General features: G+C 45.3%; 18 protein-coding genes, 1 tRNA gene and 1 rRNA gene. 16 read left to right on the top strand and 4 right to left on the bottom strand.

Annotated elements, in window-relative coordinates; genetic code table 11:
• The first annotated feature begins 1 nt into the window (after nt 1).
• Together FQV26_RS18430 and FQV26_RS18435 are read left to right on the top strand one after the other, a co-directional pair.
• Nucleotides 2-292, top strand: coding sequence for an RNA-binding S4 domain-containing protein (locus tag FQV26_RS18430; RefSeq protein WP_146559535.1), 291 nt, complete (start codon nt 2-4; stop codon nt 290-292).
• 136 nt (nt 293-428) lie between these two features.
• A complete protein-coding gene (locus tag FQV26_RS18435; RefSeq protein WP_261384401.1) occupies nt 429-1871 on the top strand; it encodes a D-alanyl-D-alanine carboxypeptidase family protein in 1443 nt (480 codons plus the stop codon).
• Nucleotides 1872-1914: 43 nt separating this feature from the next.
• On the opposite strand, the gene argF is transcribed toward FQV26_RS18435, so the two are convergent.
• Genes argF through FQV26_RS18450 form a run of 3 tightly spaced genes read right to left on the bottom strand, consistent with a single transcriptional unit; the run spans nt 1915 to nt 7026 of the window.
• Nucleotides 1915-2868, bottom strand: a complete 954-nt coding sequence (argF, locus tag FQV26_RS18440; protein ID WP_146559542.1) for an ornithine carbamoyltransferase — start codon at nt 2866-2868, stop codon at nt 1915-1917.
• The gene (locus FQV26_RS18445) at nt 2865-5963 is read right to left on the bottom strand and encodes a carbamoyl-phosphate synthase (glutamine-hydrolyzing) large subunit (protein WP_146559544.1); all 3099 of its coding nucleotides are present in this window, start codon (nt 5961-5963) and stop codon (nt 2865-2867) included. Before FQV26_RS18445 ends, argF begins: the two co-directional genes overlap by 4 nt.
• Nucleotides 5956-7026 carry a carbamoyl phosphate synthase small subunit gene (locus tag FQV26_RS18450; protein WP_146559546.1) on the bottom strand — a complete coding sequence of 357 codons (1071 nt, stop codon included), beginning with the start codon at nt 7024-7026 and terminating at the stop codon, nt 5956-5958. The genes FQV26_RS18445 and FQV26_RS18450 overlap by 8 nt, the downstream gene beginning before the upstream one ends.
• A gap of 280 nt (nt 7027-7306) precedes the next feature.
• On the opposite strand from FQV26_RS18450, the gene FQV26_RS18455 reads away from it, so the two are divergent.
• Nucleotides 7307-7729, top strand: coding sequence for an FtsB family cell division protein (locus FQV26_RS18455; protein ID WP_146559548.1), 423 nt, complete (start codon nt 7307-7309; stop codon nt 7727-7729).
• Nucleotides 7730-7845: 116 nt separating this feature from the next.
• Nucleotides 7846-8265 carry a S1 domain-containing RNA-binding protein gene (locus FQV26_RS18460; RefSeq protein ID WP_146559550.1) on the top strand — a complete coding sequence of 140 codons (420 nt, stop codon included), beginning with the start codon at nt 7846-7848 and terminating at the stop codon, nt 8263-8265.
• A 191-nt stretch (nt 8266-8456) separates the two neighbouring features.
• Here the strand turns inward: FQV26_RS18460 and FQV26_RS18465 are convergent.
• Nucleotides 8457-8530: transfer RNA gene (locus FQV26_RS18465), tRNA-Met, on the bottom strand.
• A gap of 126 nt (nt 8531-8656) precedes the next feature.
• On the opposite strand from FQV26_RS18465, the gene tilS reads away from it, so the two are divergent.
• The 12 genes from tilS to FQV26_RS18945 form a co-directional block, all read left to right on the top strand.
• Complete coding sequence (tilS, locus tag FQV26_RS18470; protein ID WP_146559552.1) at nt 8657-10048, top strand: tRNA lysidine(34) synthetase TilS; 1392 nt, start codon at nt 8657-8659, stop codon at nt 10046-10048.
• A gap of 32 nt (nt 10049-10080) precedes the next feature.
• Nucleotides 10081-10632: a hypoxanthine phosphoribosyltransferase gene (gene hpt / locus FQV26_RS18475; protein WP_146559554.1), complete on the top strand. Its 552-nt coding sequence runs from the start codon at nt 10081-10083 to the stop codon at nt 10630-10632.
• Nucleotides 10633-10753: 121 nt separating this feature from the next.
• Nucleotides 10754-12769, top strand: coding sequence for an ATP-dependent zinc metalloprotease FtsH (gene ftsH / locus FQV26_RS18480; protein WP_146559556.1), 2016 nt, complete (start codon nt 10754-10756; stop codon nt 12767-12769).
• Between the two features lie 115 nt (nt 12770-12884).
• Entirely contained in the window at nt 12885-13652 is a 768-nt protein-coding gene (locus FQV26_RS18485) for a type III pantothenate kinase (RefSeq protein WP_146559557.1), read from the top strand.
• Between the two features lie 17 nt (nt 13653-13669).
• A complete protein-coding gene (gene hslO, locus FQV26_RS18490) occupies nt 13670-14551 on the top strand; it encodes an Hsp33 family molecular chaperone HslO (protein ID WP_146559559.1) in 882 nt (293 codons plus the stop codon).
• On the top strand, nt 14535-15476 hold the full coding sequence (locus FQV26_RS18495) for a peptidyl-prolyl cis-trans isomerase (protein WP_146559561.1): 942 nt from the start codon (nt 14535-14537) through the stop codon (nt 15474-15476). Before hslO ends, FQV26_RS18495 begins: the two co-directional genes overlap by 17 nt.
• A gap of 134 nt (nt 15477-15610) precedes the next feature.
• Nucleotides 15611-16552, top strand: a complete 942-nt coding sequence (gene cysK / locus FQV26_RS18500; RefSeq protein WP_146559563.1) for a cysteine synthase A — start codon at nt 15611-15613, stop codon at nt 16550-16552.
• Nucleotides 16553-16693: 141 nt separating this feature from the next.
• Complete coding sequence (gene folP, locus FQV26_RS18505) at nt 16694-17506, top strand: dihydropteroate synthase (RefSeq protein WP_146559564.1); 813 nt, start codon at nt 16694-16696, stop codon at nt 17504-17506.
• Nucleotides 17506-17871, top strand: coding sequence for a dihydroneopterin aldolase (gene folB / locus FQV26_RS18510; protein WP_146559565.1), 366 nt, complete (start codon nt 17506-17508; stop codon nt 17869-17871). The genes folP and folB overlap by 1 nt, the downstream gene beginning before the upstream one ends.
• Complete coding sequence (gene folK, locus FQV26_RS18515; RefSeq protein WP_146559567.1) at nt 17868-18359, top strand: 2-amino-4-hydroxy-6-hydroxymethyldihydropteridine diphosphokinase; 492 nt, start codon at nt 17868-17870, stop codon at nt 18357-18359. Before folB ends, folK begins: the two co-directional genes overlap by 4 nt.
• A 195-nt stretch (nt 18360-18554) precedes the next feature.
• A complete protein-coding gene (gene lysS / locus FQV26_RS18520) occupies nt 18555-20039 on the top strand; it encodes a lysine--tRNA ligase (protein ID WP_146559569.1) in 1485 nt (494 codons plus the stop codon).
• A gap of 367 nt (nt 20040-20406) precedes the next feature.
• Nucleotides 20407-20500: ribosomal RNA gene (locus tag FQV26_RS18945) — 16S ribosomal RNA — on the top strand; the annotation flags it as partial.

Genomic DNA, 20500 nt, shown 5'->3' on the forward strand with positions numbered 1-20500 from the left:
CATGCGACTCGATAAATTTTTAAAAGTATCCCGTCTGATCAAACGCCGTACGTTGGCAAAACAAGTGGCTGACCAAGGCCGTATCACGGTAAACGGCAATAAAGCGAAAGCCAGCTCGGTCATCAAAGAAAATGATGAACTGCAAATCCGTTTTGGCCAAAAAGTCGTTACTGTGCGCATCGATGGGCTGAAGGAAGTAGCGAAAAAAGAAGAAGCAGCCAATATGTATACCATCTTGAAAGAAGAAAAGCTGGAAAAGATTGAACCTGAATTTATTGATGACGAAGCCTGATCGACTTTTAAAGCCTGCCTTGAGCAGGTTTTTTCTTTTTCTGAACAAAATGCACCATAGATAAAGCCGATTATTTTCTATATGATGAAAAAATAGCAAACGACACAAATTCCGAATCCGGATTTGTGGAAAGGACTTGAGGAAATTGCAAAAAGAATCGATAGCTAAAAAAATTGGACTGGCAGCCGCCGCGTTGCTAATTGCCACAGCCTTAGCACCTCAGCAAGGAGCCATACAGATTGGCATGAGTCAGGCCAGTGCGGCGTCTTCTTTTCAAGACGTCACGACATTCAAAAAGGAAGTCGATTTTCTGGCTGGTTTGGGCATCATCAAAGGGTTTCCGGACGGCAGCTTCAAACCGACAGCTACCATCAACCGCTTGGATGCAGTACGAATGATTCTGCGTGAAATGAAGCCGGCAGAAACAGTTTCTCCCAATCCAGACTTTGCCGATCTGAAACCCGGTGTGCCGGGATATGAGGAAGTAGCCAAGGCGGTTGAGCTCGGCTTTATCACAGGCAAAGAAACGGGAGAAGGCATAAAATACTTTGATCCCAAAGGAGCGCTGACGCGTGGCGAAATGGCTAAGATTTTAACGGAGGCCTACCGTTTAACAGCCAACAAAGGAATTTCATTTACGGATGTCGGTTCTGATTATTGGGCGAACGCATACATAAGCCGGTTGGCGACAGCGGGAATCACCAATGGATTCCCAAGCGGAGAATTCAAACCGAAAGAGCCTCTGCAGCGTCAACATTTTGCAGGATTTATGGCGCGTCTCCTGGCTCCTGCTGAGTTTCCGCTTGTTACAGCACAACCTGAAAAATCTATCAGGTACAAGACAATCGACCAATTGAACATGCGCTCGAAGGCGGGCGTCGAAAATCCGATTGTCGGCTCGATTCCTGAAGGGAAAACAGTCGAGTATCTTGGCAAAGAGGGCAATTGGTATAAAGTGAAGTACGGCACAAAAATGGGGTGGGTAAATTCGGCTTACTTGATCAAAGAAACAGCTGGACAAAAAGCTGCTTACCCTGCACCTTCTATTCAGACACCGGGCACTTATGTGGAAGGCGTGTTGATTGTCAATAAAAAACACAGCCTGCCATCAACCTACAATCCGGGTGTCAGCAAGCTGGCGCAAACAGCAGCGGATGCTATGGCTGCTGAGGCAAAAAAGCAAGGGGTTCAGCTGACTGCTTTCAGTACTTTCCGTTCCTATAATCGCCAGAAAGAACTGTACACGAGCTATGTCAACAAACACGGCGCCACAGAAGCCAACCGTTTCAGCGCAAAACCTGGACATAGCGAACACCAAACCGGCCTGGCATTTGATTTTGGAGGAAGCGATCAATCCAAATGGCTGACAGAATCGTTCGCCGTGACAAAAGAAGGCAAATGGCTCGCGGCAAACGCCCACAACTATGGCTTTATTCTCCGTTATCCGAAAGGCAAAGAAGAAGTCACAGGCTATATGTATGAACCGTGGCATTACCGCTACCTAGGCTCTGAATTAGCAGGAAAAGTGAAAAACAGCGGCAAGACGCTTGAGGAGTACTTGAAGATCAGCGGCAAGTAATAGAAAAATGCCTGAGGAATTTAAAATTCCTCAGGCATTTTTTTTATTTATCAGCCATCAAGACAACAAGTACCGCTTTTTGTGCGTGCAGGCGGTTTTCAGCTTCTTGGAAAATTACCGAATGCGGTCCTTCCAAAATTCCGGTTGTCACTTCTTCTTCGCGATGTGCAGGCAAGCAATGCATGAAGATGTAATCCTCATTGGCATGCTTGACGAGTTCCTCGTTTACCTGAAAGCCCTGGAAATGCTCCAGACGTTCAATGGTTTCCTGCTCCTGGCCCATACTGGCCCAGACATCTGTGTAGACAATGTCGCTTCCGGCAACCGCTTGTTCCGGGCTGTCGGTAATGACGATAGTCGAACCGGTGTATTGGGCAATGTCTTTCGCCAAGGCCACCATTTTTTCAGTAGGAGCATAGGCGGCAGGCGAAGCGATGCTGATGTCCATGCCGACTTTAGCGGCACCGATCATTAAGGAATTGGCCATATTATTGCCGTCTCCGATATACGCCATTTTCTTGCCTTTTAAAGTACCGAAACGCTCGAGGATAGTCATCAGATCCGCAAGCACCTGGCAGGGGTGATAGTCATCCGTTAATCCATTGATAACAGGAATCGAGCTAAAAGCTGCTAATTCCTCAACCGTGGATTGATGGAACGTGCGAATCATTAATCCATCCAGATAACCTGACAGGACGCGCCCGGTATCGGCAATGGTTTCGCCTCTTCCGACTTGTGTGTCCTGCGAACTCAGAAACATGGCATTGCCGCCAAGTTGTAGCATTCCGGCTTCGAATGAAACACGTGTACGGGTGGATGCTTTTTCAAACATCATGCCGAGCACCTTGCCTTTTAAAAGCGGCAAGTACTTGTTCTCAGGTTTTTTCAGTTCAATCGCCAGATTCAGCAAATCCATGATTTCGTCTGTGCTGTAATCTTTCAAAGACAAAAAATCTTCTTGGATAATCGATGGGGCAAACGGGATCGCCATTGTCATTTTGCAAGCACTCCTTTCGCTGATGCGGTAATGGATGAATACGTTCCGTTGAAAGCCGCCGCTGTTTCAGGACGTGTCCAGACATGGAGACGGTGAATAGCAGCTTGCTTCGGGTTGGTGCTTTCCGGGTCAGGGGCAAAGTCGATATACGCTTTTTTATCTTCCGTTTTCAGCCATTCCTCAAAAGGTAGGAGTGTCTCAGTGACAATGCTGTAGCCGAGTGCTTCCCATGAATAGCTGTCCACTTGGCCGATCGACCCTTCCGCGACAAACAAAGTGCCGCCTTCAGCCAAATTAGCCAATTGGACAGATGCACCGCTGAGCGCTTTGGCTAATGCGGTATCAAGGTCGGGACTCGAGCCGATCACTTCGCCTGTCGACATCATTTCAGGAGACAGGATAGGTGATAGACCAGGCAATTTAATATGGGAGAAGACCGGTGCTTTTACTGTATATTCGGGCTGTCCGTTATAGCTCTCTTCAATATTAAGTTCTTCGAAAGGCACCCCCAACAATAAAGATGTGGCGTGCTGCACGAGCGGCACATCGGTCACTTTCGAGCTGATTGGAGCCGTTCGTGATGCTCGCGGGTTGATTTCCATAACGAATAATTGATCGCCTTCGTAGACAAATTGGATATTGAACAAGCCGGTGTAATCCATGTTTCGAGCGATATGCTTCGCTGTTTTAGATAACTCCTGAAGTGCCTGTTCCGATAGTGAAACCGGCGGCGTGATGGATATGCTGTCACCGGAGTGGACGCCAGTTCCTTCCACGTGTTCGAAAATAGCAGAGACCCAAACGTTTTCGCCATCGGTCAGAATATCGGCTTCGACTTCCTTGCCGGTGACAAAGTGATCGACCAGTACAGGAAACTCCATGGTCGTCTGCTGAAGCCAATCACTAAGCTCCGCTTCATTATGCAAAACGATCATGCCGCGTCCACCTATGACATAAGACGGTCGCAAGAGCACCGGAAAGCCGAGCGAACGGGCTGCCGGGATGACAGCTGAAGCTTCCAGCGCTGTTTTGCCTGGAATGGTCGGCAAGCCGATCGATTCCAAAAACGCATAAAAGCGGTCACGGTCTTCCATTTGATCCAGCAGATCCACCGACGATCCGAGTACGGTAATTCCAGCTTCCTGCAGCGCAGCTGCAACATTCAGCGAGGTTTGTCCGCCAAACTGGAGAATAACCTGGTTAATGCCTTCAAAATCAAGAACATTGAGAATATCTTCAGGCGTCATCGGCTCGAAATACAAAGCGTCTGCCACTTCGTAATCGGTGCTGACTGTTTCTGGATTGTTGTTGATCATGATTGCTTCATAGCCTAGTTTCTGTGCAGCCATGACGCTGTGCACGCAGCAATAGTCGAATTCGATGCCCTGTCCGATCCGGATCGGACCCGATCCAACAACGGCCACTTTTTTGCTGTGATGGGAACGAGTGACATCAGAAGAACCTTGCCATGTGGAATAAAAGTAATTTGTATCTGAACGGAATTCCGCAGCGCACGTATCGATCATGCGATATGCAGGGGTCACTTGCCAGATTCGGCGTTGCCCCCAAATTTCCGGACAAGAGACATTCCAAAGATCAGCCAATTGCTGATCGCTGAAGCCAAGCGTCTTAGCCTGCAGCAGGCGGGAGCGGGTCATGCTGTTCCAGTCCATCTGCTGAAGTTCCTGCCATTCACCGACAATATTGGCCATGATTGATAAAAAGTAAGGGGTAATGCCCGTAATGCTATGAAGAAACTCTATGGTTTTGCCGCGGATCAGCAATTCGAAAAGAACAAACAACCGGCGATCATCGGCTTCAATGGCCAATTGGCATAAATCTTCTGTTGAAAAATCGGCAAGTGTTGCCAAACGGAAGCCGTCAATTGGCAATTCAAGTGAGCGAATCGCTTTTTGCAGCGCGGCTTCCATACGCCGTTCAATAGCCATCACTTCGCCAGTCGCTTTCATTTGAGTCCCGAGCTTGCGCTCCGCTTGTGGAAACTGATCGAATGGCCAGCGTGGAATTTTTACAGCCACGTAGTCCAGAGCTGGTTCAAAGCTCGCGAATGTAGTGCCGGTCACTGGATTTTTCAATTCAGCCAATTTATAGCCAATCGCTAATTTCGCGGCAATCTTGGCGATAGGGTAGCCGGTCGCTTTTGAAGCAAGTGCAGAAGACCGGCTGACGCGCGGATTGACTTCAATCAAATAATAATCTGAAGTTTCTGGATGGAGCGCGAACTGCACATTGCAGGCGCCGATAATGCCAAGTGCTTCGATAATATTGATCGAAGAGCTGCGCAGCATATGGAAATCTTTATCATTCAAAGTCTGGCTGGGTGCTACTACGATAGAATCGCCTGTATGTACGCCGACGGGGTCAAGGTTCTCCATATTGCAGATGGTGATGCACGTTCCGTCTGCATCGCGCATCACTTCGTATTCGACTTCCTTATAGCCTGCAATGCTGATTTCTACTAGACATTGCTTGATGGGGCTGGCGCTTAACCCTTGTTTCACCAGCTTAATGTAGGTCTTTTCATCTTCGGCAATCCCGCCGCCAAAGCCGCCAAGCGTATAAGCAGGACGCACGATGAGAGGATAACCTGCGGCAGCGGCAAATGCTAAAGCCCCTTCAATCGAATAGATGATGTCACTGTCGGGAACAGGTTCATTTAGCTGATTCATTAAGGACCGGAACTGCTCACGGTCTTCCGCTTGTTTGATGGCTTTCATGTCCGTACCGAGCAAAGTGACACCGTATTGCTTCAAAATGCCGGAATCATACAACGACATCGCCAAGTTCAAGCCGGTTTGACCGCCGACGGTTGCCAATAAACCGTCTGGGCGCTCTTTTTCAATGATGGCGACGACGCTTTCCAAGGTCATCGGTTCAAAATATACTTGATCGGAAACTGATTTATCCGTCATGATGGTGGCCGGATTATTGTTGATGAGGATTACATGGATGCCTTCTTCTTTTAAAGCTACACATGCCTGTGTGCCGGAATAATCGAACTCAGCGGCCTGGCCTATGACGATGGCACCTGAGCCGATAACCAGCACTTTCTTGATTTGTTCTTGTTTAGGCATGCATCTTCACTCCTTCTTTCTGTTTGGTCATTGCTAAAAATTGGTGGAATAATTCAAGATGGTCAGCTGGACCTGGTGCCGCTTCCGGATGGAATTGGACCGTAGTTAACGGCAGGGTTTCGTGGACAAGTCCTTCGATGCTGCCATCATTAACGTTTTCATAAAGAACGGAAAATGGCGTGTCCTTCAGGCTGGCGCTTTCCACGACATAACTGTGATTTTGAGAGCTCATGCTGACTCGCTTGGTCTGCAGGTTCATGACCGGATGATTGGCTCCCCGGTGGCCATATGCAAGCTTAGTTGTTTTTGCGCCGAATGCCGAAGCTAATACCTGATGGCCAAGGCAGATGCCAAAACTGGGATAACGTTCAGCCCAATCGCGGTATGTAGGAAATAGATGTTGAAGTGCTGCCGGATCTCCCGGACCGTTGGAGAAAAGCAGGCCATCGAGTTCCAATGAATCAAGCTTGTCAGTCGGTGTTGCGTATGGAATGATGCTTACTTTGCAATCCAAATGAAGCAGCTCGGTTAAAATGGAAGATTTGTAATGGAAGTCGATCAAGCCAATATGGCTTGAACCAGCGCCTACAGTCTGGATCTCGTCACTTGTTGTAGTAGCTGGAAAGAAATAAGTTTGTACAGGCTGCCAATCTAGCTCTTGCCGCGATGAATGAACCATCTGCGATTGCATAGTTCCTGATTCACGGACATTTTGAATAACTGAACGTGTATCCACACCGCTCATGATCGGGATGTTGTGGAGGTCAGCGAATTTGATGAGCGAAATAGCATCTTTACCGAGAGGACCTTCATATAAGCCTGCCACAATGATTCCAGCCGTTTGAATGCAGTCGGACTGTGCATAAAGCGACTGAATGCCATACTGACCGATAAGGGGATAAGAAAAAACGATAATCTGGCCTTTGTAGGAAGGATCTGTAAGCACTTCTTCATAGCCGGTCATGCCCGTGAAAAAGACGATTTCTCCTTGAATGGCGGAAGCTTTCCCGTGCCAATGGCCTTTGAATGATTTTCCGTTTGCTAACGTCAATAAACCTGTCATTTGCTTCACTCCAATTTTATTCATTAATTTTGTATATTTATAAATTCATCTTTTTTAAAAATCTATAAAAAGCTGGATAACGTTCATTTAAAGTTAATGATTAGTATTATAAGACTGTATAAAAATTAAGTCAACAGTATTTTTATTAATAATGAATGAAGAATTCAACTGGATGTATAAAGAAATGGAGTGAAAATAGGGAAAATTATTCAAAAAGCTTATAATATCAAGGGTTTTCATGTATAATAATGACAAAGTTAGTATGGAAGGGGAGCGGGTCATGAGTTTGAATAGAGACAACAAGGCGGATAAACGCGAAGTCACCTCAATTCGCAATGACTATGTCCGTTCGGTTGAAATGGAAGGGCAGCGCAAAAAAGCTCATCGGGTCCGGCTGCTTAGAAGGTTGACGGTCTTTGGCTTGCTAGTTCTGATGGCAACTATCTGGGTGGGATCGACCATTTATGCACAAACCCAGACCATTTCTGAAAAGGAACAGCTTCGTGAAGAGGCCTTGATCAAACTTGAAGAAGTTGAAAAACAGCAAGATCAGCTGGAAGAGCAGATTCTGTTATTGAATGATGAGGAATATTTAGCGAAATTAGCGCGCAAAGATTATTTCCTTTCAGATGAGGGAGAGATTATCTTTACCACACCGCACGATGAAAAAAAAGATGAAGAAAAACCATCAGAAAAAGAGTAGTCGGTTGACACTCTTTTTTTGATGGTTATAATAAAAAGTGGGACAAGTCCCGCAAAATGACAGTATGGCCCAGGATTTTGGAGTCATCTTAATTTTTAAGGAGGAGCATTTTTTTTATGTCGATTGAAGTAGGCAGCAAGTTAGAAGGTAAAGTCACAGGTATTACAAACTTTGGAGCATTTGTACAGCTTCCAACTGGTGCAACAGGCCTCGTGCATATAAGTGAAGTCGCTGACAACTATGTCAAAGATATCAATGATCATCTTAAAGTTGGCGAAATGGTAGAAGTTAAAGTCATGAATGTAGAAGCAGACGGTAAGATCGGCCTTTCCATTCGTAAAGCGAAGCCACAACCACCCGGCGGTACAGACCGACCACAACGACCACGCCCAAGCAATCGTTCATTTGATCGCGCTCCAAAAGAGAACTTCGAAACAAAAATGGCGAAGTTTTTGAAAGATAGCGAAGAAAATATGACGACCTTAAAACGCGCTACTGAATCGAAGCGCGGAGGCAGAGGTGCAAAAAGAGGCTAACTTGCTAGCTGTTTTAATAGTATAGGGAAATGCTTCAACACAGCTGGAATTTCATATTCAAACGCTTCTCACCTGGGAAGCGTTTTTTTTATCACATTCTGCTGTTTTGGCTGGGCAGTTTATTCCCGACAAAAAAGCAGCGCCCAATAAAGGACGCTGCTTTTAGGTTGAACTCTTTAATTGAAAAATTATGGCGGCAGAGGGGATCGAACCCCCGACCTCACGGGTATGAACCGTACGCTCTAGCCAGCTGAGCTACGCCGCCTTGTTTAAACGAACATTTAATAGCATACTATTGAAAGGTGCGCCTGTCAATTGCCATTTGAAAATAATTTTATCCTATCCTTCTGTACACTCTTGGAAGGAAGGCATAGGCAAGCGAGGTGAAAAAATGAGAAATTTTCATGAGCTGATGATGAAGCATATTCGCAAGCATGAGTTGCTCCAAACGGGAGACCAGGTGTTGGTTGGCTGTTCGGGGGGCATTGATTCTATGGCATTGCTTCATTTCTTGAATTCCCAAAAAGATGAACTGGAAATTTCAGTGGCAGCGGTTCATGTAGATCATATGTTAAGAGGCGAAGAGTCTCGTCAGGATTTTTTATTTGTAAAGCAAATAGCCAGGGAATGGGGATTGGAATTTTTTGGGCGTGCCATTCCAATCCCGGAGCTCTGGAAAGCGAAAGGCGGCAACAAGCAGCAACTGTGTCGCTCTGAACGATATGCTTACTTTCTAGAAGTTATGGAACAAACAGGGGCCGAAAAAATTGCCACTGCTCATCATGCCGACGATCAACTTGAGACTATCCTTATGTCAGGGTTAAGAGGGAGCCTTCAGGATGGTTCATTTGGCGTGCCAGCCAGCCGTCCGTTTGGATGCGGTTTGTTAATTCGGCCTCAACTGGCGGTAGATAAGGAGCAGATTGCAGCTTATGCTAAAGCGCAAGGGGTTCCGTATCGTGAAGATTCGAGCAATCGGGAATCGGCGTATACCCGAAATCGGCTGCGGCAGCGGATTTTGCCGCTTCTTAAAGAAGAAAACAAGGCGGTTTCCCAAAACTTTGTGGAGCTGGCCGAGGACATGCAGCAGGATCAGCAATTTCTACAGGAGCTGACCGAAGAAAAATTACAGCAACTGATCCAAATAAAAGAAGAAGGAATCATTTTGTCTGCCAAAAGATTCAGACTTGAAGCGCGTGCTTTACAAAAAAGAATGGTTCTACTACTATTAAACTATCTATATAATCCGAAGCAAATTCCCGTAACAAGACAGCTGGTCGAACAAATGCAGGAGATGATGCAAAGTTCTTCGGGCACTGTTTTTTTACATTTGCCGCAAAATTATGTAGCGACCCGCCAATACGACACGGTTTTCCTCAATCGCCAATCGCTGGAACAAATGGCTGCATCAGCGTCTGTCTTACTTACCACTGATTGGACGCCGATTCACTGTGGCTGCCGCTACAAAGCGATACCTTTCACCCAATTTGAAAAAGTCGAAAATGCAGTAGTTTGGTATTTTCACGCATCGGAAGATTCCCGGTTTTATTTAAGAAGCAGAAAGCCGGGGGACCGGATTCAGCTTGCCGGAATGGAACGGCCGAAGAAATTGGCGCGCTTGATGATTGATGAAAAAATTCCTGTGCCTATGAGAGAAAGTTGGCCTGTCATTACTACTGACAAAAACGAACTTTTATTAGTGCCAGGCTTACGCCCATCCGCTATGGTCAGTCGACAAAAACGCGACGAAGACAATTGGGTACTAATTGAACAATTTTTATAGAATGTAAAACAAGGATTACTAGGAGGCCCACCATGTTACAGAACGACATTAAAGAAGTATTGATTAGTGAAGAACGGCTGCAGGAAAAAGCTCGTGAGTTGGGAGCGACATTGACTGAGGACTACAAAGATAAGTATCCTTTGGCTATTGGAGTGTTAAAGGGCGCAATGCCTTTCATGGGAGATCTGATGAAGCGCATTGACGGTTTTGTCGAAATGGATTTCATGGATGTATCGAGCTATGGGAACGCTACCGTTTCTTCTGGAGAAGTGAAAATCATCAAAGATTTGAACGCCAGTGTAGAAGGCCGCGATCTTCTGATCATTGAAGACATCATCGACAGTGGGTTGACGCTTAGTTATTTAGTGGACTTGTTTAAGTACCGGAAAGCAAAATCAATCAAAATTGTTACATTGCTCGACAAGCCGACAGGACGGAAAGTAGACTTGAAAGCTGATTATGTTGGTTTTGAAGTGCCTGATGCGTTCGTCGTGGGCTACGGACTCGACTATGCAGAAAGATACCGGAATTTGCCGTATATCGGCATTCTTAAGCCTTCGGTTTATAGCGGAGAAGAAGAATAGACAATGTTCGTTCACAGTCTGTGAAAACAGCAGCGGGAATAAGGCCTTTTCGTTGTATGCTTAAATGTTCCTATGGTAGTATTTAGTATAGTTTTAGGGAAACTTTATGAGGAGGCGCGGGATGAATCGGATATTTCGATACACCATATTTTATTTACTGATTTTCCTAGTTATTATCGGGATTCTGGGTACCTTTAACAACAGTAACCAGCCGACTGAAAATATAGGATATAACGAGTTTTTGGCAGCATTGGAAAACGGAGAAATTGAAGAAGTAACTATTCAGCCAGATGCGATGGTTTACGAAGTGACAGGGAAAATGACCGGTTACGAAGACGGGCAATCCTTTGTTACCAATGTTCCGCTTGAAAACGAAGCTTTGACGACTCGTATCGATGAAGTCGCCACTTCACAGGATGTGCAGGTTGAATTTTTGAAAGCTCCACAAACAAGTGGATGGGTTTCATTCTTCACAGGCATTATTCCATTCATCATCATCTTCATCCTTTTCTTCTTCTTACTTAATCAATCGCAAGGCGGCGGAGGCGGCCGTGTGATGAACTTCGGTAAAAGCAAAGCGAAGCTGTATGATGATCAGAAACAAAAAGTCCGCTTCAATGATGTAGCTGGAGCAGACGAAGAAAAACAGGAACTTGTAGAAGTTGTTGATTTCTTGAAAGATCCGCGCAGATTCGCAGACATCGGCGCCCGGATTCCAAAAGGGATTTTGCTTGTCGGACCACCGGGTACCGGTAAAACCTTATTGGGACGCGCTGTTGCTGGAGAAGCCGGTGTTCCTTTCTTCTCTATCAGTGGTTCGGATTTTGTAGAAATGTTCGTTGGTGTCGGGGCTTCCCGAGTGCGTGATTTGTTTGAAAACGCTAAGAAAAATGCACCTTGTATCATTTTCATCGATGAAATTGACGCAGTCGGCCGCCAACGTGGTGCTGGCCTCGGCGGTGGACACGATGAGCGTGAACAGACATTGAACCAACTATTGGTTGAGATGGATGGTTTCGGTGCAAACGAAGGCGTCATTATTATTGCTGCAACAAACCGTCCGGATATTCTGGATCCGGCTTTGCTCCGTCCTGGACGTTTTGACCGTCAGATTACTGTAGGCCGTCCGGATGTTAAAGGCCGTGAAGAAGTCCTTAAAGTACATGCACGCAATAAACCGCTTGAGGAAAACGTTGACTTGAAAGCTATCGCTCAGCGTACACCTGGATTCTCAGGTGCTGACTTGGAGAACTTATTGAACGAAGCGGCACTTGTTGCAGCTCGTCGCAGTAAACTCAAAATCGATATGTCTGATCTTGACGAAGCATCTGACCGTGTTATCGCGGGTCCTGCTAAGAAAAATCGCGTCATTTCGAAAAAAGAGCGCAATATCGTGGCATTCCACGAATCCGGACATACCGTTATCGGCTTAATATTGGATGACGCAGATATCGTCCATAAAGTAACCATTGTTCCTCGCGGCCAAGCTGGCGGCTATGCTGTTATGCTTCCGAGAGAAGATCGCTATTTTATGACGAAACCGGAATTGCTCGATAAAATTGCTGGATTGCTCGGAGGCCGTGTGGCTGAAGATCTTTCATTTGGCGAAGTATCGACCGGCGCCCATAATGATTTCCAACGTGCAACGGCTATTGCCCGCAGCATGGTAACGGAATATGGTATGAGTGACAAGATTGGACCTGTCCAATTCGGTACGGCGCAAGGCGGTAATGTTTTCCTAGGTCGCGACTTTAACTCGGAACAAAACTATTCCGATGCGATTGCCTTTGAAATCGATCAGGAAGTCCAACGCATCATCAAAGAGCAGTATATCCGCACAAAAGAGATTCTGACTAAAAACCAGAACCTTCTGAAATTGATTGCAAATACACTGCTTGAAGTTGAAACATTGGATGCTGCCCAGATTCTTCACTTGAAGGAACATGGAACGCTTCCTGAACGTTCATATGATTCGTTGAACGGTGATTTTGGAAACGACAATACACCTGATCTGGAAAAAGACGGTGAGACTCCAGATGCAGTCGGTGCACCATCTGATCCTTCAGCAGGAGATTTGCCATCTGAAGAAGGCGAAGTGGCTCCGGTAGGAGATCCAATTCAAGAAAAACGCAAATAAACACAATAACAAGCTGGTTGCCCGTTCCCTTTGAAGGGAAGAGGCAACCAGCTTTTTGCTTTCCTCAAATTATGGTATGATGTGTTGGAAATTCGTCGATAAGTGAGGGCAAATTATGATTTTAGTACTGGACGCAGGAAACACCAACATCGTCCTGGGCGTCTACGACCAGGATCAGTTAATACACCATTGGCGCATGGAAACTCTGCGCCACAAAACAGAAGATGAATACGGAATGCAGATCAAAGCATTTCTAAGCGATGCCGGCCTGACATTTTCATCGATAAACGGTATTATCATGTCCTCTGTTGTACCGCCAATCATGTCTGCGCTGGACCGGATGTGCCAAAAATATTTTCAAGTAAAACCGATGATCGTCGGACCTGGCGTGAAAACTGGGCTTAATATTAAATACGATAATCCGCGGGAAGTAGGGGCTGACCGGATTGTCAATGCAGTTGCAGCCATCCACGAATACGGCGGTCCCTTGATCATTGTGGACTTTGGCACTGCCAACACTTTCTGTTATATTAATGAAAAGCAGCAATACATGGGAGGCGCCATCGCTCCGGGCATCAATATTTCAACAGAAGCGTTGTATGCGCGCGCCTCTAAACTGCCGCGGATCGAAATCGCCACACCGGACAATGTAGTGGGCAAAAACACGATTTCTGCCATGCAGGCGGGGATTGTCTATGGCTATATCGGACAAGCGGAAGGCATTGTAGCCCGGATGAAAAAGCAAAGCAAGGAAAAGCCGACAGTCATTGCGACCGGAGGCATGGCTTCTTTGATTGCGGGTGAATCAACAATTATTGACTATGTAGATCCCTTTTTGACGTTAAAAGGACTGTATTTAATTTATAAACGCAACCAGGCGTAAAGAAAGGAACGATAAATGTGTCAGATTATTTAGTTCGCGGCTTAGGATTTAATGGAAGCGTTCGCGCATTTGCAGTAGATAGTACGGAAACGGTAGGAGAAGCGCAGCGACGCCACATGATGTGGCCAACGGCATCGGCAGCTTTAGGGCGTGCTATGACAGGCGGGGTAATGCTAGGTGCCATGCTGAAAGGTGACGATAAAGTAACGATAAAATTTGAAGGTGGTGGACCGGTCGGCGCCTTGCTGGTGGACAGCAATGCAAAAGGCGGCGTGCGCGGATATGCCTCTAATCCTCAAACTCATTTCGATTTGAATAAGCAAGGAAAATTGGATGTCAGCCGAGCGGTCGGTACAGATGGGATGATGTCGGTCGTTAAAGACTTAGGGATGCGTGATAACTTTACGGGACAGACACCGATCGTATCAGGGGAAATTGCTGAAGATTTCACTTATTATTTTGCGGCATCTGAACAAGTACCTTCTTCAGTGGGTCTTGGCGTGTTGGTAGACACCGATAATTCAATTTTGTCAGCAGGCGGTTTTATTATTCAATTAATGCCAAATACAGACGATGAAACCATTACAAAAATTGAAGAGCGTCTATCGAATATTGAACCTGTTTCTAAAATGATTCAGCGGGGCCTGTCGCCAGAAGAAATTCTTGAAGCGGTTCTTGGAGAAGGAAATGTTCAAATTCTTGATAAAATGCCGGTAAACTTTGATTGCAATTGTTCCAAAGACCGTTTTGCAACAGCTATTCTGGGGCTTGGAGAAAAAGAGATTCAAGACATGATCGATGAAGACGGCATGGCAGAAGCACAATGCCATTTCTGCCTTGAAACGTATCAGTATTCCAAAGAGGAACTCGAGTCGTTCATCAATGAGCTTCAATCCTAACAATCGGCGACCTGGGCCGCCGGCAGGCACAGGCAAGCCGAAGAGACATTTAAAAACTAAACCCGTGCTTTTAGTCGTAGGAGTTTTATTGCTGGCCAATCTCTTGTGGTTTTTAGCTTGGCTGATTCCGAATGACACCGGCAATGCGGAAAAAGTCGCTTCTGTCAGTGGAGACGACATCACGCGCGAAGAATGGCTGGCCGCTATGGAGGAACAGCATGGACGTGAAGCGCTGCTTGAGTTGGTCAATGAGAAAGTCATGGCAACAGCAGCGAAGGATTATGGGATCGAAGTAAGTGATAAAGAAATCGACTTGGAACTGGCGCTGCTGCGCTCATCGAAAGATAGCACAGAAACAGCATTATACGCAGCGGATGAAAAGCGCCAGCGTGAAAAAGTAGAAGCTCAATTGATCTTGGAGAAAGTCCTGACAAAAGACATTATTATCGAAGACAGTGAAATCAAAGCTTTCTACGAAAATAACGAGTCGCTGTATGATGTAAAAGATTCTTACCGAACACGCATGATTGTTCTGAATTCAGCAGCAGAAGCGGAAGAGACCATTGCGGAACTGGAAAAAGGCTCTTCATTCGAAGCGACAGCACGCGAACGCTCGATTGACAGCGCCACCGGCAACCTTGGTGGAGATATCGGTTATATTTCCAGCGGTGAACCAGGTGTAGATGCCAATATTGCCAAGACGGTTGCGAAAGTTGAGGTTGGCGGTTGGTCAAGTCCGCTGGCGCTTGAAGATGGCAGGACCGCTGTAATTTCCGTTACAGAAAAAGTGGATGGCCAAACATTTTCGTTTGAAGATGTAGCCGATCACATCAATCGGGAACTGGCGCTTGAACAATTGCCGCAATCGGTTACTCCAGAAGCATTTTGGCAGGAATTTGACGCTGAATGGTTTTACGGAGAATAAGTTTTAACTGGACGTTTCGTTTATGAAACGTCTATTTTTTATGAATTCATACAATTTGACAAACTGTACTTGTTATTGATACCATTAGCTTTATTAAAGTCGACAAAATTACTAGGGATTAGGAGTGTTGAAGAATGGCGCGTGTAGGAAACTCTATTACTGAATTGATTGGACAAACACCAATTGTGAAATTAAACCGGTTAACAGGTCCTGAAGATGCGGACGTTTATTTGAAATTAGAATACTTCAATCCAGGCAGCAGTGTTAAAGATCGTATTGCACTGGCGATGATCGAGGCGGCTGAAAAATCCGGAGATTTAAAAGAAGGCGATACCATTATTGAGCCGACAAGCGGTAATACAGGAATTGGCCTAGCAATGATTGCAGCAGCAAAAGGTTATAAATCTGTTTTGGTTATGCCGGAAACAATGAGCATGGAGCGTCGCAACTTATTGCGTGCTTACGGAGCGGAATTGATTTTGACGCCTGGAGCAGACGGAATGAACGGACCGAACGGCGCTATCAAGACTGCCGAGAAAAAAGCGGCTGAAAACGGCTGGTTTATGCCGCAGCAGTTCAACAACGAAGCGAACCCTGAAGTGCATCGGTTGACTACAGGACCGGAGATTGTTGAAACGATGGGCGATCAATTGGACGCTTTTGTATCAGGTATCGGTACAGGCGGAACCATTACAGGTGCTGGCCAAGTATTAAGAGAAAAGTATTCCGGTATCCATATTGTTGCGGTAGAACCTACTGATTCACCAGTCTTGTCAGGCGGCAAGCCGGGTCCGCATAAAATTCAAGGGATCGGCGCAGGGTTTGTACCTGCTGTATTAAATACTGAAATCTACGATGAGATCATTCAGGTTACCAATGATCAGTCTTATGAAACAGCGCGACAAGCAGCGCGTGAAGAAGGTATTCTTGGAGGGGTGTCTTCGGGCGCCGCCATTTATGCTGCGCTTCAAGTAGCTAAAAAATTAGGCAAAGGCAAGAAAGTCTTGGCGATCATCCCGTCCAACGGAGAACGTTACTTAAGCACACCACTTTACCAATTTGAAGAATCCAACTAAAAATTAGCGGTGAAAACGAGTAAGCTTCGTGCTTGCTCGTTTTTTTATGTGGAAAAAAAGAGGTCAGTTAAGGTAAGATGAAGGCGCGCTTTTATTTACGAGGAACTAGATGCATACATTAAGTTTGGACGGTGAGTCTTCTTGGAAATCAATTTTAAAGATAAAACGCTCGTGATGGGCATAATGAATGTTACACCGGATTCTTTCTCGGATGGGGGAAAGTATACGGAAGTTGAACAGGCACTGGCTCATGCCCGGCAAATGATTAGCTTTGGCGTAGATATCATTGATATTGGCGGCGAGTCCACACGTCCGGGACATGTACAAATATCAGACGAAGAAGAAATCGAGCGGATCATCCCTGTCATCAAAGCTATAAGGCAGCAATTTGACGTATTGATTTCAGTTGATACTTATAAGTCGAAAGTGGCGGATTCGGCTATCGCAGCAGGTGCTCATATTATCAATGATATTTGGGGAGCTAAATACGATCCTGCGATTGCAGAAGTAGCAGCTAAGCGAAATGTACCGATCATCCTCATGCATAACCGTAACGATAGGTCATATTCGGATTTCCAAAAAAATCTTATGGATGACTTTAAAGAAAGTATCCAAATTTCGTTGGAAGCAGGTGTAGCTCCCGAAAACATCTGGCTTGATCCGGGTGTCGGGTTTGCTAAATCGGTAGCTCAAAATCTTGAAGCGATAAAATTAATTGGACAATTGACAGAATGGGGCTACCCTATTCTTTTAGGTACCTCCAGAAAGTCATTTATCGGAAAAATTATAGATGCCCCGGTTGATGAACGCCTGGAAGGTTCGCTTGCCACAATTTGCTACGGCGTAACACAAGGTTGTCACATTGTACGGGTCCATGATGTAAAAGAAACCGTGCGTGCGGTTCGGATGATGGATGCGTTGACAGGTAAACGCCCATACAAGGAGGAAAAATGATGGATTTTATTCACGTGAATGATATGGAATTCTATGGGTACCATGGGGTATTTCCTGAGGAGACGAAACTAGGCCAGCGTTTTCGTCTGACCGTTTCATTAGCGGTAGATTTGCGGGAAGCTGGGAAGACGGACGCTTTGGAACATACGGTGCATTACGGAGAAGTTTATGAAGCTTGCCGCTCGATTGTAGAAGGCGAGCCAAAGAAGTTGGTGGAAGCGGTAGCGGAAAGCGTGGCTGAACGTATCCTTTCCGATTTCCCTCTGGTGCAGGGAATTTGTGTACAGCTGATCAAACCGGATCCGCCAATTCCTGGCCATTACAAGTCAGTAGCCATTGAACTGACGCGAGGAAATTTCGCATGAATCAAAGCTATTTGTCCCTCGGCTCTAATATGGGAAATCGTTTTGAAATGTTGAGGCAATCCGTCTCTCTGTTAGCGGCACATCAAGCCATCACAGTGACTCGCATCTCTTCGCTTTATGAAACAGACCCAGTGGGATATGTGGATCAAGAACCGTTCTTGAATATGGTAGTTCAGCTCGAAACTGAATTAAAGGCACTAGAGTTGCTAAAGGTCTGTCAGGAGATTGAAGAAGTTCTAAATCGGGAACGTCTCGTTAGATGGGGACCGCGAACGATAGATCTTGATGTTTTGCTCTATGATCAGGTAACCATGGAAACTGAGCGGCTTACTCTTCCGCATCCTCGAATGCATGAACGGGCTTTTGTATTAATTCCGCTGCTTGAAATAAAACCGGATCTTGAAGTTGGAGATGTTTCAGAAACAGACGGAGTTCGGTTATGGAAATCATATAAAGATCTTGAAGCGTTTTTACAAGACGCGAACTAAGGTCATCGTAATTGAGAGTGTTAGAAGAAGTGTGAGAACGAATGGAACGTGAAGATGTCAGCAGTGCATTTTAAATTTCAAGCAGAAGCTGCCTTAAATTTGTGGCAGCTTTTTTATGTAGTATGGTAAGAAATTGTGTACAATAGAGAAATACATGAATGAGATTGGCTTTTTATAGATAAAGGAGTGTAGGACATGTCAGAAGAATTAAATGATCAAATATTGGTGAGACGCCAAAAAATGCAGGATTTCCGGGACAATGGAATGGATCCATTTGGTGGGCGCTTTGAACGAACTCACCTGTCTCAGGAAATTATCGAGCAGTACGGAGAGCTTTCGAAAGAAGAACTTGAAGAAACTCCGCATGAAGTAGTGATTGCTGGACGAGTTATGACAAAACGCGGAAAAGGCAAAGCAGGCTTTGCCCACATACAAGATCTTAAAGGCCAAATTCAAATTTACGTTCGCAAAGATGCAATTGGTGAAGAAGCTTATGAATTCTATAACACAGTTGATCTTGGAGACATCTTAGGCATTAAAGGCACTGTCTTTAAAACAAACGTAGGGGAACTATCAGTTAAAGCAAAAGAAGTTGAGTTCCTTACAAAAGCATTGCGTCCTTTGCCTGAAAAATTTCACGGCTTAAAAGATGTAGAGCAACGTTATCGCCAGAGATATTTGGATTTGCTGACAAGCGAGTCGAGCAAAGAGACGTTCATTCTGCGCAGCCGTATCATTCAATCCATGCGCCGTTATTTAGATAATGCAGGATTTTTAGAAGTGGAAACGCCTATGCTTCATTCAATTGCTGGAGGAGCGGCTGCAAAACCGTTTATTACACACCACAACGCATTAGATATGGAATTGTATATTCGCATTGCGATCGAACTTCACTTGAAGCGTTTGATTGTCGGCGGTTTGGAAAAAGTATATGAGATTGGCCGCGTCTTCCGCAACGAAGGAATTTCCACGCGCCACAATCCTGAATTTACTATGCTTGAATTATATGAAGCTTATGCCGATTACAATGATATTATGGCGCTAACTGAAAATCTGGTAGCCCATATTGCAGAGGAAGTTCTTGGAACGACTACTGTGCAATACGGAGAAGATAAAATTGACTTGGCTGTAGGTTGGAAACGACTACATATGGCTGATGCTGTAAAAGAATATACAGGCGTTGATTTTTGGCAGCGCATGACAAAAGAAGAAGCGCATGCGCTGGCGAAAGAGAATGGCATTGATGTAAAACCTACAATGGATGTAGGACATATCCTAAACGAGTTTTTTGAACAAAAAGTTGAAGAACAGTTAGTTCAACCGACGTTCATCTACGGGCATCCAGTCGAAATTTCTCCCTTAGCTAAAAAGAATCCAGAAGATGAGCGCTTTACTGACCGCTTTGAATTGTTTATTGTTCGCCGTGAGCATGCTAATGCCTTTACGGAGTTGAATGATCCAATTGATCAACGTCAACGTTTTGAGGCGCAATTGATTGAAAAAGCCGAAGGAAATGACGAAGCTCATGAGATGGATGAAGACTTTATAGAAGCCTTGGAATACGGATTGCCGCCAACAGGTGGGTTGGGGATTGGGATTGATCGATTAATTATGTTATTGACAAACTCTTCTTCTATTAGAGATGTTTTATTGTTCCCACAGATGCGACCAAAAGAATAAATAACCTCAAAAAACGCCGGTTTAAAGGGTCTTAACCTTTAGATCGGCTTTTTTAAATAAAATGCTTGTATCTATTTTGAAGTGATGCTATACTATTTCTTGTCGCGTTTTTCGTAATAAAAATGTGAAAAATAATAAATTAAATAAGTTATTGACTTCTTAAAAAGAAGCTGGTAATATTGAAAAGTCGCCAATGAGCGCGGCACACCAACTGAACCTTGAAAACTGAACAGCAAAACGTCAACAAACAGCAACGGCCGCGCAAACGGCCCGCGCAAACCTACTGATCAGCTCATGCAGATCAAAGCGAATCGCGCGTCTTCGGACGGCGATGCGCCAGCAAGTACAGAGCAGTCAAATGTTCTCTATAATGGAGAGTTTGATCCTGGCTCAGGACGAACGCTGGCGGCGTGCCTAATACATGCAAGTCGAGCGGAACCCTTGGAGCTTGCTCCAAGAGT

The sequence above is a fragment of the Planococcus sp. CPCC 101016 genome (genome assembly GCF_007859295.1).
Classification (GTDB): domain Bacteria; phylum Bacillota; class Bacilli; order Bacillales_A; family Planococcaceae; genus Planococcus.

What these genes read in the sequence shown, in the direction of transcription:
- FQV26_RS18430 (WP_146559535.1), top strand. Translation starts at nt 2, where the DNA reads ATGCGACTCGATAAATTTTTAAAAGTATCCCGTCTGATCAAACGCCGT.
- argF (WP_146559542.1), bottom strand. Translation starts at nt 2,868, where the DNA reads ATGACAATGGCGATCCCGTTTGCCCCATCGATTATCCAAGAAGATTTT.
- FQV26_RS18445 (WP_146559544.1), bottom strand. Translation starts at nt 5,963, where the DNA reads ATGCCTAAACAAGAACAAATCAAGAAAGTGCTGGTTATCGGCTCAGGT.
- FQV26_RS18450 (WP_146559546.1), bottom strand. Translation starts at nt 7,026, where the DNA reads ATGACAGGTTTATTGACGTTAGCAAACGGAAAATCATTCAAAGGCCAT.
- FQV26_RS18455 (WP_146559548.1), top strand. Translation starts at nt 7,307, where the DNA reads ATGAGTTTGAATAGAGACAACAAGGCGGATAAACGCGAAGTCACCTCA.
- FQV26_RS18460 (WP_146559550.1), top strand. Translation starts at nt 7,846, where the DNA reads ATGTCGATTGAAGTAGGCAGCAAGTTAGAAGGTAAAGTCACAGGTATT.
- tilS (WP_146559552.1), top strand. Translation starts at nt 8,657, where the DNA reads ATGAGAAATTTTCATGAGCTGATGATGAAGCATATTCGCAAGCATGAG.
- hpt (WP_146559554.1), top strand. Translation starts at nt 10,081, where the DNA reads ATGTTACAGAACGACATTAAAGAAGTATTGATTAGTGAAGAACGGCTG.
- ftsH (WP_146559556.1), top strand. Translation starts at nt 10,754, where the DNA reads ATGAATCGGATATTTCGATACACCATATTTTATTTACTGATTTTCCTA.
- FQV26_RS18485 (WP_146559557.1), top strand. Translation starts at nt 12,885, where the DNA reads ATGATTTTAGTACTGGACGCAGGAAACACCAACATCGTCCTGGGCGTC.
- FQV26_RS18495 (WP_146559561.1), top strand. Translation starts at nt 14,535, where the DNA reads ATGAGCTTCAATCCTAACAATCGGCGACCTGGGCCGCCGGCAGGCACA.
- cysK (WP_146559563.1), top strand. Translation starts at nt 15,611, where the DNA reads ATGGCGCGTGTAGGAAACTCTATTACTGAATTGATTGGACAAACACCA.
- folB (WP_146559565.1), top strand. Translation starts at nt 17,506, where the DNA reads ATGGATTTTATTCACGTGAATGATATGGAATTCTATGGGTACCATGGG.
- folK (WP_146559567.1), top strand. Translation starts at nt 17,868, where the DNA reads ATGAATCAAAGCTATTTGTCCCTCGGCTCTAATATGGGAAATCGTTTT.
- lysS (WP_146559569.1), top strand. Translation starts at nt 18,555, where the DNA reads ATGTCAGAAGAATTAAATGATCAAATATTGGTGAGACGCCAAAAAATG.